Genomic DNA, 13,943 nt, shown 5'->3' on the forward strand with positions numbered 1-13,943 from the left:
GTCAGTCGACGGGCTTGCGGGGCGTGACCCCGAGGAGTGCGTCGATCTGCTCCTGGGACAGGTGCTCGTCGGACTCGCTGGCCGCGATGATCAGCGTGGTGGTGAGCTCGACCTCGCTCAGGAGGTCGCCGTCCTCGAGGGTCACGTCGAACTGGTCGTGCACGTCACCCTCCTCTCTCCGCCCGATCGGATCTTCCGACTCTAGTTTCTCGACCCAAGTCTGCCGCACGAGGCACGGCCGTGAACATGACCCGAAAGTGCTACTAGTCTGCCCCGCAATGCACTCCGGCCCCACCCCCCGAGGGAGATGGGACCGGAGCAGTGATCAGATCTGGAACTCAGTCCAGCGTCAGCCGATCAGAGCGGACGGACGTTCTCCGCCTGCGGGCCCTTGGGGCCCTGGGTGACGTCGAACTCGACCTTCTGGTTCTCGTCCAGCGACTTGTAGCCGTTGGTCTGGATGGCCGAGTAGTGCACGAAGACGTCGTCGCCGCCGTCCTCCTGCGCGATGAAGCCGAAACCCTTCTCGGCGTTGAACCACTTAACGGTGCCCTGAGCCATGATGCTCGTTACTCCTTTGTCGGGGCGGGAGCCGCCACCTCGGCGACCCGCACCAGATGCGGTGACACGCCGCTTGCGACTCACGAGCTGGCAGGGCCCGAAGAACAAACGCCGTTGGATCACAAACTCCGCGGGCGTCGACCTGCTGGAACTTGCACCTGTTGCAGAACAAACCCTACCAACAAATCGGCCGGCGTCACCTGTGTCGTCGGTAGCGTCTGGTGAACTCACCGCGAACAGGCCCGCCGGCAGGCTCCGACGGCCCCGCTGGCACGATCGGCACGTGCCCAGCGATGACCTCCGTCCGGCCCTTCCGCGCATCGCCGTCTGCGGCATCAGCCTCGAGGCGTCCACCTTCTCCCCCGCCCTCACCACGGCCACCATGCTGTCCCCCCGCCGCGGCCGCGAGGTGCTCGACGCCTGGGACTTCTGGCGCGAGAGCGGCTCGCTGGCCGACCGGGCGGAGTGGATCGGCATCCTCCAGGCCCGCAACATCGCCGGCGGGGCCATCCCGGCGGACGACTACGCCCTGCTCAAGGCCGAGATCCTGGCCGACCTCGTCGCGACGGTCGCCGAGGGGCCGCTCGACGGGCTGGTGCTCGACATCCACGGCGCCGCGAGCGTCGTCGGGCTCGACGACATGGAAGGTGACCTCGCCGTGGCCGTGCGGACCGTCGTGGGGCCCGACTGCCTGCTCAGCAGCGGGATGGACCTGCACGGCAACGTGTCCCGCACGCTGGCCGAGACCGTCGACCTGCTGACGACGTACCGCACCGCGCCGCACGTGGACTGGCAGGAGACGAAGGAGCGGGCGGCGCGCAACCTCGTGGACCGGCTCGCCCTGCCGCCCGGTCGGCGGCGGCCGGCGAAGGCGTGGGTCCCGGTGCCGATCCTGCTGCCCGGCGAGATGACCAGCACGCGCCAGGAGCCGGCCGCGAGCCTCTACGCCCGGGTGCCGGAGATCGAGGCGCTCGACGGCGTCCTCGACGCCGGGATCTGGATCGGCTATCCCTGGGCCGACGAGCCGCGCAACCGCGCCGTCGTCATGGTCGTCGGCGACGACGCCGACCTGGCGATGGCCGAGGCGACCGGGCTGGCCCGCGAGCTCTGGGCACGCCGCGAGGAGTTCGGGTTCGTCGCGCCGACCGGCTCGCTGGAGGAGGTGCTGACCTCGGCGATCGCATCCCCCGCGCGGCCGTACGTCATCTCCGACTCGGGCGACAACCCCACCGCAGGCGGCGCCGGCGACGTCACCTGGACGCTGACCGAGCTGCTCGCGAGCGAGGCGCTGGCGGCCAGTGGCAAGCGGGCGATCTACGCCTCGATCCCCGACGGTGTGGGCGCCCTCGCCGCGGCCGAGGCGGGTGTCGGGGCCGACGTACGCCTCACGCTCGGCGCGCGCGTCGACGCCCGGACCGCGCCCCCGGTCCAGGTGGCGGGACGCGTGGTCGCCGTGGTGCCGAGCGAGGACAACCTCGAGGTCGTGGTGCGCACACCCGCGGTCGACGTCGTCCTCACCCGTCGTCGCCGGCCCTACCACCTCGAGCGGGACTTCACCCGGCTCGGCCTCGACCCGCGCACCGCCGACATCGTGGTGGTGAAGATCGGCTACCTCGAGCCCGAACTGTTCGACCTGGCGGCCGACTGGATGCTGGCGCTGACTCCCGGCGGGGTCGACCAGGACCTCGCCCGGCTCGGGCACCGCAGGATCCAGCGCCCGATGTTCCCGCTGGACGACGTGTCGTCGGTGGACCCGACGGCCGGTGCGGTCCTGTTCCCGGGCGACACCGGAGCCTGAGTCAGCGGCCCAGCGCCGCCATCACCTCGGCGAGCACGGCCGCGCTCGTGACGCTGCGGCGCCCGTCGTCGTAGCCCGCGGAGACCCCGGCCGAGGTGACCGGGCCCGGCGCACGCAGGTGCACCTCCCGCGCGCCGGTGGCGGCGACGACCTGCGCGACGTTGTCCGGACGCACGCCGCCGCCGACCGCGACGCGGACGTCGGCGCCTGCGCGCGCGACGAGCTCGGCGAGCAGCGGCAGGTGGTCGACGGCGGGCCCGGCGCCTCCCGAGGTGAGGACCCGGCTGATGCCGAGGTCGCCGAGCAGGCCGAGTCCGGCGAGCTTGTCGGGGACCGAGTCGAAGGCCTTGTGGAAGGTGACCGGCACGTCGTCGCACGCGGCCACGAGCCGGCGTACGGCGGCCACGTCGACGCCGCCCTCGGGCTCGAGCGTGCCGATGACGAACCCGAGTCGCGTGCCGGGGTCGGCTGCCTGCCGGACCGCCTCGATGTCGGCCACCATCACCTCCACGTCCTGCGGCGCGTGCACGAAGTCGCCACTGCGCGAGCGGACGAGCACCCGGATCTCGAGGTCCGGCGCCTCGCGTGCGCAGTGGCGGACGAAGCCGAGGGTGGGCGTGGTGCCCCCGTCGGCGAGGCCGGCGCACACCTCCACCGCGTCCGCTCCGGCCTCGGCCGCGAGCCGAGCGCCCCCCACGTCCTCGAGGCAGATCTCCACGAGCGTCCCGGCGAGCACGGTCTCGGTCATGGCCCCACGGTAGGCGCAGCGGTGGTCTCCGATATTTTCGTGCTCTCCCCGTCCCGACCAAGGAGTGCTGCGTGAGCGTCCTCGTGTTCTACAAGCCGACCCCCGAGGGCGCCGAGGCCGTCCGAGCCGGCGCCCAGCAGGCCGCCTACCTCGGCACGACGCTGGTGGTGCACAACCTGCCGACCGACCCCGCCGACACGGAGACGGTCGTCGCCCTGACGTCGGGCGCGGCCGCAGGTGCCGGCGTGGAGTTCCTCACCGTGCTCGGGCCCGCCGACGGCGGCACCGGGACCGACGAGTTCCTGGCGGCCGCGGGCGAGCCGGGGGTGGACCTCGTCGTGCTGGGCATCCGTCACCGCAGCGCCGTCGGCAAGCTCATCCTCGGCAGCACCGAGCAGCAGATCCTGCTCGACGCCCCGGGCGCCGTGCTGACGGTCAAGGCCTGACGTGGCGACGATCCTGCCGTTCGGCGACCGCTCGCCCACCATCGACCCGGGCAGCTGGCTGGCACCCAGCGCCACCGTCATCGGTGACGCGGTCGTCGAGGCAGGCGTGAGCATCTGGTTCGGCGCGGTCGTCCGCGCGGACGGCGCCCGCATCACGATCGGCGCCGGCAGCAACGTCCAGGACAACTGCGTCTGCCACGCCGACCCCGGTCTCCCGCTCACCCTCGGCCACGACGTCGCGGTCGGCCACGGCGCGATCCTGCACGGCTGCACCGTCGAGCCCGGCGTCCTCGTCGGCATGGGCGCGGTCGTGATGAACGGGGCCCACATCGGCAGCGGCTCGATCATCGCCGCCGGCGCGGTCGTCCTCGAGGGCACCGTGGTCCCCCCGCGCTCGCTCGTCGCCGGGGTGCCGGCCAAGGTGCGGCGCGAGACCACCGACGACGAGGTCGCCTCGATCGCCCGCAACACCTCCGGCTACCGCGAGCGCGCGAGGGCGTACGGCGCTCCGGGCTGAGGTGCGCGCACAGCGTGGTGCCGCCCGGGCCGTCCGGCTCTGAGATGATGGACCAGCGCGGGGAGTCCTGCCGCGGGCCTCTAGCTCAATTGGCAGAGCAGCAGACTTTTAATCTGTTCGTTCAGGGTTCGAGTCCCTGGAGGCCTACCAGTCCCCGGGTGGCGACGCCACCACGGGCCGGTGACCATTGGACGACATTTGGCGTTCACCGTCAGAATTGCCCCTGACGCCCAGCACCCAGAGCGCCAGGAGCTCCATGTCCCAGCCTTCGCCCCTCATCGACGACGCGGGACCAGGATCCGACGCGCGGACACCGCGCCGCCCCTACGTGTTCCTGGTCGTCAACGCCGCGGTGATCCTGGCCGCCGCCTTCGTGGCCAGCCAAGCACTGGGCCGTCCGATCGCCGACCCGGAGGGCAGCTTCCTGGGGCCGTCGTGGGTGCGGCTCCCGGTGCTCTGCGCCCTGGCCATCGTCCTCGACCTCCTGCCGCGAGCCCTCTGGCAGGGACGGCTCAACCCGAGCCGCTCGCTGGCGGCGGCGCGCGAGCGGATCAGCACGCACTGGACCCGCGACCGGCTGCTGCTGGTCGTCGTGGGGATCTCCTGCTTCTACGTGATCTACGTGTCCTACCGGAACCTCAAGTCGCTGCTCCCCCTGATCCGCGAGGTGAAGTACGACCGCGAGCTCCGCGTGCTCGACCGGCTGCTCCTGTTCGGCCACGACCCCGCCACGCTCACCCAGGACCTCCTCGGCACGAGCCTCACCGCCCACGTGCTCTCCACCGTCTACCTCACCTACATCCCGCTCGTGGCGATCCTCGTGACCGCGTGGCTGGTGTGGTCGAGGAACATCGGCTACGGCTGGTGGTTCGTCACCGCCCAGGGCATCGCGTGGACGCTCGGCACGGTGTCGTACTACCTGCTGCCCACCCTCGGCCCCGGGATCATGTACCCGTGGCTGGCCAGCGGCCTCGACCCCAACGGCACCTCGGCGCTGATGGACTCCCTCGTCTACTCGCGCCAGGGATTCCTCTGGGGCGGCGGCGACTACCAAGGCGTCGCCGGCTTCGCGAGCCTGCACACCGCCATCGCCCTGCTCTGGGCCCTGATGGCGCAGGCCACGATCGCCAACCGCCTCGTCCGGGCGGTCTTCTGGGTGAACTTCGCGCTGACGGTCGTGGCCACCCTCTACTTCGGCTGGCACTACATCGCCGACGACGTCGCGGGCGCCGCCATCGCGCTCATCGCGTTCCGGGTGGGGGGTCGGGTGACCGGCCACCGACTATCGCCAGCGTCACACCGGTCCGACTTGGGAGCGGACGTCCACGCGGAAGATAGTTGAAGCATGAAGAGTCTTCGGTTCGAGTCCTACAAGTCCCCTCCCGTCCTCGTCGAGGTCGACCGACCGTCACCCGGTCCGGGGGAGGTGCTGCTCAAGGTCGCCGGCGCGGGCGCCTGCCACTCCGACGTCGCGGTCTTCACCGAGTTCGACGACGAGTTCGGCCCCAGCCAGCTCAAGCCGCCGTTCACGCTGGGGCACGAGACCTCGGGTTGGGTCGAGGAGCTCGGGGCGGGCGTCACCGGCTTCGAGAAGGGTGACGCCTACCTCGCCTACGGCCCGACCGGCTGTGGTCACTGCCGCGCCTGCTCCCGCGGGCAGGACACCTACTGCGAGAACGCCGCCACCATGCCGTTCCTCGCGGTCGGGCTCGGGCGTGACGGCGGGATGGCTGAGTACGTCGTCGTCCCGGCCCGCAACCTCGTGCCGCTCGGGGACGCCGACCCGGTCGCCGCCGCGCCGCTGGCAGACGCCGGCCTGACGCCGTACCACGCGATCAAGCAGTCGCTGCCCAAGCTCGCAGGCGGTGGCACGTACGCCCTCGTCATCGGCCTCGGCGGCCTCGGCCAGCTCGCGGTCCAGATCATCGGAGCGATCACCGGGGCGACCATCATCGCCACGGACTCCGACCCCACGGCGATGGAGCGTGCCGCGGCCAACGGTGCGCTGACGGTCTCCAGCGGACCGGAGCAGGCCGAGGAGATCCGGGCGCTCACCGGGGGGCGCGGAGTCGACGTGGTCTTCGACCTCGTGGGGGTCTCGGCGACCATCGAGCTCGCGATGAAGTCCGTCGCCCTTCGGGGCCGCGTGACCGTGGTGGGCATCGGCAACGGCAGCTTCTCGTGGAACTTCTACGGCGTGCCGTACGAGGTCGAGCTGACGAGCACCTACTGGGGCACCATCGAGGAGCTGCACGAGGTCGTCGATCTCTATCGCGCAGGCAGCATCGCCCCGCAGGTCGAGCTCTTCGGTCTCGACGACGCGCCGCTCGCCTACGAGAAGCTGATGGCCGGGGAGCTCACCGGTCGCGCGGTGGTCTCACCCACGCGCTGACAGCCCGCTACCTACATGAGAACGCCTGTCCGACACCGGTCGGGCAGGCGTTCTCGCTCGTGGTGCCAGTCAGCTGGCGGTCTCGGGCACCCCGCGCACGCCGGAGTCGGTGAGCTCGGCCTCGCGCAGCGCCGCCGCCTCGAGCTCCTGGCGTCGGGTCTCCTCGAGCATCGCCCGCGTGGCGTCGTAGATGCCGGGGTCGGACACGAGGTCGGCGGCACCGCCACGGAGCCGGGCGAGGGCCGCGCGGGCGAAGATCTGCTGCTCGGTCGTGGTGCGCTCGGAGCGGTTGTTGCTCGCGAACGTGATCGCCCAGCGCATCAGTGCGGAGACCTGGTTCTTGAACCCGGTCAGGTAGACGAGGTGGACGCCCAGCCACATCAGCCAGGCCACCAGGCCGGTGAGGCGGAGCTTGCCGACCATCGCGACGGCGTCGAAGCGACTGATGATCGCCATCGAGCCCTTGTCGAAGTACTTGAACGGCTCCTGGGGCTGCTTGCCCTCGACCCGGTTCTTGATCTCCTTGGCGGCGTACTTGGCGCCCTGGATCGCCACCTGCGCGACACCGGGGAGGTTGTCGAGCGCGATCATGTCGCCGACCACGAACACCTCGGGGTGGCCCGGCAGCGTGAGGTCGGGGTTGACCGCGATGCGGCCGGCACGGTCCAGCGGGGCACCGGTCTGCTCGGACAGCGTCTTGCCGAGCGGGTTGGCCTGCACACCGGCGGCCCAGATCTTCGCGACCGAGTTGATCCGCTCGACGCGACCGTCCTTGAACTTCACCTCGAGGCCGCGCTCGTCGACCTCGGTGACCATGCCGCCGAGCATGACCTCGACGCCGAGCTTCTCCAGCTCGCCCTTGGCCTTCTCACCCAGCTTGGCGCCGAAGGGCGGCAGCACCTGCGGTGCGGCGTCGACCAGCACGACGCGGGCCGTCCGGGTGTTGATCGCGCGGAAGTCCTTGCGCAGGGTGCGGTGGGCCAGCTCGGCGATCTGGCCGGCCATCTCCACGCCCGTGGGCCCGGCGCCGACGACGACGAAGGTCAGGTGGTGGTCGACGTCGTCGCCGCGGGTCGCGCCGAGCTCGGCCATCTCGAAGGCGCCGAAGATGCGACCGCGCAGCTCGAGGGCGTCGTCGATGCTCTTCATGCCGGGAGCGAACTCGGCGAAGTGGTCGTTGCCGAAGTAGGACTGGCTCGCGCCTGCGGCGACGAGCAGCGAGTCGTACGAGGTGACGGTGTCGCGGCCCAGCACCCGGGAGGTGACGGTCTTGGCGGTCAGGTCGATGCCGGTGACCTCGCCCAGGATGACCCGGGCGTTGTCCTGGCTGCTGAGGATCTCGCGCGTGGGCGGGGCGATCTCGCCCTCCGAGAGGATGCCCGTCGCCACCTGGTAGAGCAGCGGCTGGAAGAGGTGGTGGGTGGTCTTCGCGATGACCGTCACGTCGACGTCGGCGCGACGCAGCGCCTTGGTGCCGAAGAGTCCACCGAAGCCGGACCCGATGACGACGACCTTGTGACGGGCTGCCGGGGACGAGGTCATGGAGGCTCTCCTGTTGTGTCGCGTCGGTTCGTGGGGTGCTGCTGCCCTCATTGTCCTCCCGGCGTCACCGGGCTGCGAAACGCCGGGCGCGTCTGCTTGCTCACACCACATCCACAGTGACGACAAACTATGGTGATTGTCGAGGTTTGAACCACCAGCACCGGGGTAATGATGGACCCGTCGGTCTATCTGCGCCCCCCGCCGAAATGAGTCCCAGTGCCGCTGAGCTCCGAGTTGACGCTGGCATCCTCGCCGCGCGCCGCGGCCGACGCACGACGGTGGGTGAGCGAGGTGTGTCGCCAGCTCGAGCGGTCCGACCTCGTCGAGTGCGCCGAGCTCGGGGTCTCCGAGCTCGTGGCCAACGCCATCCTGCACGCCACCGCGCCGTTCAAGGTGCGCGTGCGAGGCACCGCGAGCCACCCCCGCATCGAGGTGGTCGACGGGTCCACCCACCCGCCCGTCCCACCGGCTCCGCGTGACGGCGACGACCTCGACCTGCTGCTGACCTTCGGTCGAGGGCTGGCCATGGTGGCCCAGTGCGCCGTGGCCTGGGGCGCGACGATCGAGCCGGACGGCAAGATCGTCTGGTTCGAGCCCTCCCCCGACATGGCCGACGCCGGCGACGCCGAGTGGGTCATCGACCACCAGGACGACCACAGCCCCGAGCCGACCAGCGACTCGGCCGTCGAGGTCAGGCTCCTCGCGCTCGACGTGGCCCTCTACGCCGGGCTGGACCGGCAGTACAACGAGCTGCGGCGCGAGCTGCGGCTCCTCTCCCTCTCGCACCAGTCCGACTACCCGCTGGCCGGCGACCTCACGTCGATGTTCGCGAGCTTCGAGCGCCAGTTCCCCGCCACCTACCGCGAGCAGCTCCTCGACGCCGAGGCCCGCGGCCTGCCCCGGGTCGACGTCACCTTCCCGATGATGCGCGAGTCGGCACCGATCCTGGTGACGATGACCGAGATGTTCGACGTGGCCGACGCGTTCTGCCGCGCAGAGAGGCTGCTCGCGATGGCGCGCACCGCACCCCAGCGCGGCCTGCACAACTGGATGCTCGGCGAGCTCATCCACCAGCTCGACGGCGCGAGCGCGCAGCCGTGGAGCGGCCACCCGAGCCCGAGCGCGTCGACCAGCCAGGTCGGGTGAGCGCTCGTCCGCTGCGCGGCGCCGACCTCCTCGTCGTGGCGGTCGGCGGCGCCGTCGGCGCGGTCCTGCGCTTCCTCATCGACAGCGCCGCACCCGATGCGCTCTTCCCCTGGCCGACCCTGGGGATCAACGTCGCGGGTGCCTTCGCGCTCGGAGCGCTGCCCGCGCTCGCCGTCGTACGCCGCTCGCACCGCGTCGCCGCGGCCCTGGGCCCGGGCGTCCTCGGCGGGTTCACCACGGTGTCGGCCTGGGCGGGGCAGGTCCGGGACCAGGCTGCCGGCGGCCATGTGGGCGTCGCCGGGACCTACCTCGCCGTCACCCTCGGCGCCGGGCTGCTCGCGGCCGCCATCGGCCGTCGAGTGGCGCACCGCCGCGAGCCCGACGGAGCATCGCGGTGAGCACCCCATGACCGCGCTGCTCGTCGCCGTCGGTGCCGCCGTCGGCGCGCCCCTGCGCTACGTCCTGGCACGGCTCGACGGCGGCTTCCCCACCGGCATGCTCGTGGTCAACGCGGTCGGGTCGGGGCTGTTCGGCCTCTTCGCCGCCCTCTCGCTGGACGAGGCGACCTGGGCGCTCCTGGGCACGGGCCTCTGCGGCGGCTTCACCTCGTTCTCGTCCTTCGCCGTGCAGGCGGTCGAGCGGTCACCTCGCGACGCCACGTCCTACGTCGTGGCCACCACCGTCGCGTCGATCGGCGCGTGCGCGATCGGCTGGTGGCTCGGAATCGCGATGGACTAGGCCAGTTCGGAAGTAAAATTTTGGACGCTTGTCAAGCAACCGTTGTCTAACCCCAGCCGAGCTCGTGGAGACGCTGGTCGTCGAGCCCGAAGTGGTGCGCGACCTCGTGGACGACGGTGATCCGGACCTCCTCCTCGAGGTGCTCCTCGGTGTCGGCCATGTCGAGCAGCGGGCCCCGGAACAGCAGGATCCGATCCGGGAGCATGCCGGCGTGGTTGGCCTGACGCTCGGTGAGCGCGAGGCCGTCGTAGAGCCCGAGCAGGTCGGGATCCTCCGGCGGCGCCTCCGCCTCCACCAGCACCACGACGTTCTCGACCAGCGCGGCCAGGTCACGGGGAAGGTCGTCGAGGGCGCGCTCCACCATCGCGTCGAAAGCGGCTGGATCCAGGTCGATCGGCATGGGCCCCAGCGTAGGGAGCCGCAAGAAATGCGGACTTTCAGGCGAAATCGCACCAGGCTGCCGCAACAGCAGAGGAGCCACAGGTCGGTGACCTGTGGCTCCTCTGCATGACTCTGCGACCCCGACGGGACTCGAACCCGCGGCCTCCGCCGTGACAGGGCGGCGCGCTAACCAACTGCGCTACGGGGCCTGGTGTGTTGCTGGTGAAGCGGTGGAACTCTAACCCATGCCCATCGGTGACACCCAATCGGCATCCACCGGCGAGCCGGTCGCACCCCCAACCGGATTCGAACCGGCGCTACCGCCGTGAAAGGGCGGGGTCCTGGGCCGCTAGACGATGGGGGCCAGGTCGACCGGTGCGGGCCCGGCCAGCCGAGGCCCAGCATAGGGCCAGGCGTCGCCACGCTCCCAACTCACCCGTGGGGGACGAACGTGCGGCGTGTCACTTGCGAGACGATGCGTGCTTTACCGTCCACCTTTACTAATCTTGACCCATGAGCGAGCCGGCTCGACAACTCAGCTTCCTCGTCGTCGACGACAACGAGGACATCCGCGACGTCTTCTGCCGGCTGGTCGAGCGGGCGGGCCACAAGGCCGCCACAGCCGCCGACGGCCAGGAGGCCGTCGACACACTGCAGGTCGAGACCTTCGACGTCATGCTGCTCGACCTGACCATGCCACGTATGAACGGAGTCGACGTCGTGCGCTGGCTCCGGTCCCATCCCGACGTCGCGCCGGACCTCAAGATCGTGGTCATCAGTGCCTGGGCCGGGGAGCATCGAGCGGTGCTCCAGGAGCTAGGAATTGTCACGGTCATGCAGAAGCCGCTGCGGATTCAGCAATTGACTGATCTTATTAGCGAGACACTGCGCGACACGGAGTTCTGAACCCGTCCCTGAAAGCACCATCTGGGTACTGGACTCCGTGACGCAACCGGAGTCCGCGACCGAACCCTGAAGCTTCACGGGACCGGCCTTCGGTGGGTGTCACCCGCACGCCTCCCCTGGCGTGCATCAACCCAACCCCCTGGAGAAGAATCATGATGAACCGCATCCGCACCCGCATCGAGTCCAAGCGCAACGCCGTCGCCATGCAGGCCATCTACGCCTGGCGTCCGGCCCCGCCGCGCGGCTGACTGCTGCGTGACTCACCACCAGTGACTCACTCGCAGTGATGCACATGGACAGCGTCGAGTCGGCCGGCGGCCGGCTCGGCGCTGTCCTCTCATCGTCAGGACCCGGGATGGTTCGGCTGGACGGCCACGGCCCCTGGCTGGCGTCCACGCCGGACCTCGTGAAGCAGGTGCTGACCGACCCCGACCGGTTCGACTTCCCGGGGGACGTCAGTCGCAGCGGCGACCTGTCCGGCAGCGTCGGGGACACCCGCTCCGGCCACACCGTGTTCGCCCCACTCACCCCCGACCGGGTGGCGCTCGGCAGCGAGACCTTCGACGAGCAGTGGCAGAGAGCAGTCGAGGCCCATCCGGCCGATCACGTCTCGTTCGACGCGATGGAGCTCCTGCGACGTCCGGTGGCACGGTCGACGACCGCCGCTGTCCTCCCCGCCATCGACGAGCAGCAGCGCAACGCGATCGGTGACCTGGTCCTCGGCTGGATCGACGCGCTGGGACCCGTGATCTCGTCGCGACGTCCCCCCAGGCGCTGGAGCCGTCGGCGCCGAGGCGAGACCAGGGCCCGCCTGGCACTCGAGGCGGCCCTCGACGGACTGCCCGGTCGCGGCCAGTCCGCCGCAGAGCTGTCGGCCATGCTCGCGGCGGGCATCCAGGTCCCCATCGCCGCCGGAGCGTTCTTGCTGGCCTGGCTCGGCAGCCACGAGGGTGGTGATGTCGACCCCGTCCACGTGGCCTGGGAGACGATCCGGCTGACACCGCCGACATGGATCACGGCTCGCGTCACGAGCAGGCTCGTGGAGCTCGGGGGGCAGGAGGTGCCTGCCAACAGCCTGGTCCTGGTGAGCCCGTTGCTGCTCGGCCGCCATCCCGATCTCGTGCCCGGCGATCCGGAGACGATCACGCACTTCGACCCTGATCGTTGGCGAGCGGAGGGTCGTCGGCCGGGAGCCTGGCTCCCCTTCGGCGCGGGGCCACACGCCTGCCCCGGACGCAACCTGGGGATGGCGCAGCTGGTGAGCCTCGCCCGCTGGGGTCTGGGTCGGGAGATCATCTTGAGTGAACCAGCGACAATCGACCAGAGTCGGGGCATCTTTCCGTCCCCGTGTCGCTTCACAGCTGCACCTAGAAGGGAGCCGCCCACGTGATCGAGCGCGCCTCCCTCCAGGACTCGTCACGCGGTGGGCCGGTGTCCACGGCGGCAGCAGCCCTCACTCGCGCGATGTTGAGCGGCGACATGAGCGTCGCGGAGGGCCTCAACCGGACAGCCGAGCACCTCTTGGCCAGCTCGCGCGCCGAAGTGGTCGTCTGCGCGCTGACCAGCTTCGCGCCAGAGGATGACGCCGGTTGGGCGAGGTTGGGCGGACGAGCGTGGTTGCGCGAGTGGACCCGCCCTGAATCGACGCTCCACATCCTGCCGCCGCCGGGCGCGGGCCCGGAGGCGGCGCTGACGATGCCGTGGATCTCCCAGCTCGCTCGTCGCGACGTGACCGTGCTGGTCGACAGCTTCCTCCTGCCGGAGGAGGCTGCGCAGGACCGACTCGAGCTCGATCGCATCGACGTCCGAAGCCTGATCGGTGCGACCTTCCACTCCCACGGTGAGATGTTCGGCAGCCTCTCTGTCGGCTCCAGCACGCCCGGCACGTGGTCGGAAGAGCTGGTGGAGGACATCCGACTGCTGGTGGCGGGCCTCACCTCGCGCATGCTGTTCGAGAGCTCGCGACGTGCGATGGCCGAGGCCATCGAGACGGGGGCCGAGGCGCAGCTCGCCTACCAGCAGTTCTTCGGCGCCGTGGGCCACGAGCTCCGCACCCCGCTGGCAGCGGTGCTGGGCTACACCGAGGTCCTCCTCGACGACGCCGAGCACGGCACCCCCGAGCTCGTCGCCAAGGGGATGCTGCGCGACGGCCCCGTCGTCGTCCGCGCCTGCGAGCAGCTGCTCTCGGTCGTCGACAGCCTCCTCGGCGCCGGCCGCACCCTCTCCGAGGACGAGACCCGCCAGGACCTCAACGTCGCCGAGGCCGTCGCCGACGTCGTCCACTGGCACCGCACCCCAGCACGCACCGCAGGCGTCCGCGTGGTCGACGAGGTCGACCCCGACCTGACCGTCTGGGGCCACCAGGCCGGCGTACGCCAGGTGCTGACCAGCCTGCTCAGCAACGCCATCACCCACCACCACCACGGTGGGGGCACCGTGCACCTCTCCACCCGACGCCTGCTCGGCGAGAGCGGACGACCCATGGTGCGCATCATCGTCCGCGACGACGGCCCCGGACTCACCCCCGAGCAGATGCAGCACGTCTTCGAGCCCTTCGTGCGCTACGCCGAGCGCGACACCAAGGGCAGCGGACTGGGCCTGTCGATCTCACGCACCATCGCCGAACGAGACGGCGGCGCCGTACGCGGCGAGTCCACCCCCGGGTCAGGATCCTCGTTCTGGCTCGAACTGCCGGAGGACGGCTCCGCCGACCGCTCCTAGGCGCGGGTCGATTCCGTGACTGCTCAAGCGGTCATGTAGCATTTGGC

Annotated in this window: 16 protein-coding genes and 3 tRNA genes; 12 read left to right on the forward strand and 7 right to left on the reverse strand. The window is 70.7% G+C overall.

The window, feature by feature from the left end; genetic code table 11:
- Position 1 precedes the first annotated feature (1 nt).
- Positions 2-163: a hypothetical protein gene (locus IEZ25_RS19485; RefSeq protein WP_191201143.1), complete on the reverse strand. Its 162-nt coding sequence runs from the start codon at positions 161-163 to the stop codon at positions 2-4.
- A 194-nt stretch (positions 164-357) separates the two neighbouring features.
- Positions 358-561, reverse strand: a complete 204-nt coding sequence (locus IEZ25_RS19490; protein WP_045548871.1) for a cold-shock protein — start codon at positions 559-561, stop codon at positions 358-360.
- Between the two features lie 283 nt (positions 562-844).
- On the opposite strand from IEZ25_RS19490, the gene IEZ25_RS19495 reads away from it, so the two are divergent.
- Positions 845-2,359 carry a M81 family metallopeptidase gene (locus IEZ25_RS19495; protein WP_318152349.1) on the forward strand — a complete coding sequence of 505 codons (1,515 nt, stop codon included), beginning with the start codon at positions 845-847 and terminating at the stop codon, positions 2,357-2,359.
- A gap of 1 nt (position 2,360) precedes the next feature.
- Here IEZ25_RS19495 and IEZ25_RS19500 read toward each other — a convergent pair whose 3' ends face one another.
- Entirely contained in the window at positions 2,361-3,107 is a 747-nt protein-coding gene (locus IEZ25_RS19500; RefSeq protein ID WP_191201145.1) for a copper homeostasis protein CutC, read from the reverse strand.
- A gap of 71 nt (positions 3,108-3,178) precedes the next feature.
- On the opposite strand from IEZ25_RS19500, the gene IEZ25_RS22400 reads away from it, so the two are divergent.
- From IEZ25_RS22400 to IEZ25_RS19525, 5 genes are all read left to right on the forward strand, one after another.
- Positions 3,179-3,553, forward strand: coding sequence for a universal stress protein (locus IEZ25_RS22400; protein ID WP_191201146.1), 375 nt, complete (start codon positions 3,179-3,181; stop codon positions 3,551-3,553).
- A 1-nt stretch (position 3,554) separates the two neighbouring features.
- Entirely contained in the window at positions 3,555-4,070 is a 516-nt protein-coding gene (locus IEZ25_RS19510; protein WP_191201147.1) for a gamma carbonic anhydrase family protein, read from the forward strand.
- Between the two features lie 74 nt (positions 4,071-4,144).
- Positions 4,145-4,220 (forward strand) — tRNA-Lys (locus tag IEZ25_RS19515).
- Positions 4,221-4,326: 106 nt separating this feature from the next.
- Positions 4,327-5,412 (forward strand): phosphatase PAP2 family protein, encoded by a 1,086-nt coding sequence (locus IEZ25_RS19520; protein ID WP_191201148.1) that lies wholly within the window; start codon positions 4,327-4,329, stop codon positions 5,410-5,412.
- A gap of 3 nt (positions 5,413-5,415) precedes the next feature.
- Positions 5,416-6,462: an NAD(P)-dependent alcohol dehydrogenase gene (locus IEZ25_RS19525; protein WP_191201149.1), complete on the forward strand. Its 1,047-nt coding sequence runs from the start codon at positions 5,416-5,418 to the stop codon at positions 6,460-6,462.
- Positions 6,463-6,531: 69 nt separating this feature from the next.
- On the opposite strand, the gene IEZ25_RS19530 is transcribed toward IEZ25_RS19525, so the two are convergent.
- The gene (locus IEZ25_RS19530; protein WP_191201150.1) at positions 6,532-8,004 is read right to left on the reverse strand and encodes an NAD(P)/FAD-dependent oxidoreductase; all 1,473 of its coding nucleotides are present in this window, start codon (positions 8,002-8,004) and stop codon (positions 6,532-6,534) included.
- Positions 8,005-8,220: 216 nt separating this feature from the next.
- Here IEZ25_RS19530 and IEZ25_RS19535 point away from each other — a divergent pair, with 216 nt between their 5' ends.
- From IEZ25_RS19535 to IEZ25_RS19545, 3 genes are read left to right on the forward strand one after another with little or no spacing between them, the layout of a single operon-like run.
- Positions 8,221-9,150, forward strand: coding sequence for an ATP-binding protein (locus IEZ25_RS19535; RefSeq protein WP_191201151.1), 930 nt, complete (start codon positions 8,221-8,223; stop codon positions 9,148-9,150).
- Positions 9,147-9,548, forward strand: a complete 402-nt coding sequence (locus IEZ25_RS19540) for a fluoride efflux transporter FluC (RefSeq protein ID WP_191201152.1) — start codon at positions 9,147-9,149, stop codon at positions 9,546-9,548. Before IEZ25_RS19535 ends, IEZ25_RS19540 begins: the two co-directional genes overlap by 4 nt.
- A 7-nt stretch (positions 9,549-9,555) precedes the next feature.
- Positions 9,556-9,888, forward strand: a complete 333-nt coding sequence (locus tag IEZ25_RS19545; protein WP_191201153.1) for a fluoride efflux transporter FluC — start codon at positions 9,556-9,558, stop codon at positions 9,886-9,888.
- Positions 9,889-9,934: 46 nt separating this feature from the next.
- Here IEZ25_RS19545 and IEZ25_RS19550 read toward each other — a convergent pair whose 3' ends face one another.
- The 3 genes from IEZ25_RS19550 to IEZ25_RS19560 form a co-directional block, all read right to left on the reverse strand.
- Positions 9,935-10,288, reverse strand: coding sequence for a metallopeptidase family protein (locus IEZ25_RS19550; RefSeq protein ID WP_191201154.1), 354 nt, complete (start codon positions 10,286-10,288; stop codon positions 9,935-9,937).
- Positions 10,289-10,404: 116 nt separating this feature from the next.
- Positions 10,405-10,478, reverse strand: a tRNA-Asp gene (locus IEZ25_RS19555).
- An 82-nt stretch (positions 10,479-10,560) separates the two neighbouring features.
- Positions 10,561-10,633 (reverse strand) — tRNA-Glu (locus IEZ25_RS19560).
- A 149-nt stretch (positions 10,634-10,782) separates the two neighbouring features.
- On the opposite strand from IEZ25_RS19560, the gene IEZ25_RS19565 reads away from it, so the two are divergent.
- From IEZ25_RS19565 to IEZ25_RS19575, 3 genes are all read left to right on the forward strand, one after another.
- Positions 10,783-11,175: a response regulator gene (locus IEZ25_RS19565; RefSeq protein ID WP_191201155.1), complete on the forward strand. Its 393-nt coding sequence runs from the start codon at positions 10,783-10,785 to the stop codon at positions 11,173-11,175.
- Between the two features lie 355 nt (positions 11,176-11,530).
- Positions 11,531-12,565, forward strand: coding sequence for a cytochrome P450 (locus tag IEZ25_RS19570; RefSeq protein WP_191201156.1), 1,035 nt, complete (start codon positions 11,531-11,533; stop codon positions 12,563-12,565).
- Positions 12,566-12,792: 227 nt separating this feature from the next.
- On the forward strand, positions 12,793-13,896 hold the full coding sequence (locus IEZ25_RS19575; protein WP_191201157.1) for a sensor histidine kinase: 1,104 nt from the start codon (positions 12,793-12,795) through the stop codon (positions 13,894-13,896).
- Positions 13,897-13,943 lie beyond the last annotated feature (47 nt).

Source organism: Nocardioides hwasunensis, assembly GCF_014779665.1.
Taxonomy (GTDB): domain Bacteria; phylum Actinomycetota; class Actinomycetes; order Propionibacteriales; family Nocardioidaceae; genus Nocardioides; species Nocardioides hwasunensis.

Excerpts from the sequence above, each read along its gene's own strand:
- IEZ25_RS19490 (WP_045548871.1), bottom strand. The coding sequence starts at position 561 with ATGGCTCAGGGCACCGTTAAGTGGTTCAACGCCGAGAAGGGTTTCGGC.
- IEZ25_RS19500 (WP_191201145.1), bottom strand. The coding sequence starts at position 3,107 with ATGACCGAGACCGTGCTCGCCGGGACGCTCGTGGAGATCTGCCTCGAG.
- IEZ25_RS19520 (WP_191201148.1), top strand. The coding sequence starts at position 4,327 with ATGTCCCAGCCTTCGCCCCTCATCGACGACGCGGGACCAGGATCCGAC.
- IEZ25_RS19525 (WP_191201149.1), top strand. The coding sequence starts at position 5,416 with ATGAAGAGTCTTCGGTTCGAGTCCTACAAGTCCCCTCCCGTCCTCGTC.
- IEZ25_RS19530 (WP_191201150.1), bottom strand. The coding sequence starts at position 8,004 with ATGACCTCGTCCCCGGCAGCCCGTCACAAGGTCGTCGTCATCGGGTCC.
- IEZ25_RS19545 (WP_191201153.1), top strand. The coding sequence starts at position 9,556 with ATGACCGCGCTGCTCGTCGCCGTCGGTGCCGCCGTCGGCGCGCCCCTG.
- IEZ25_RS19550 (WP_191201154.1), bottom strand. The coding sequence starts at position 10,288 with ATGCCGATCGACCTGGATCCAGCCGCTTTCGACGCGATGGTGGAGCGC.
- IEZ25_RS19565 (WP_191201155.1), top strand. The coding sequence starts at position 10,783 with ATGAGCGAGCCGGCTCGACAACTCAGCTTCCTCGTCGTCGACGACAAC.
- IEZ25_RS19570 (WP_191201156.1), top strand. The coding sequence starts at position 11,531 with ATGGTTCGGCTGGACGGCCACGGCCCCTGGCTGGCGTCCACGCCGGAC.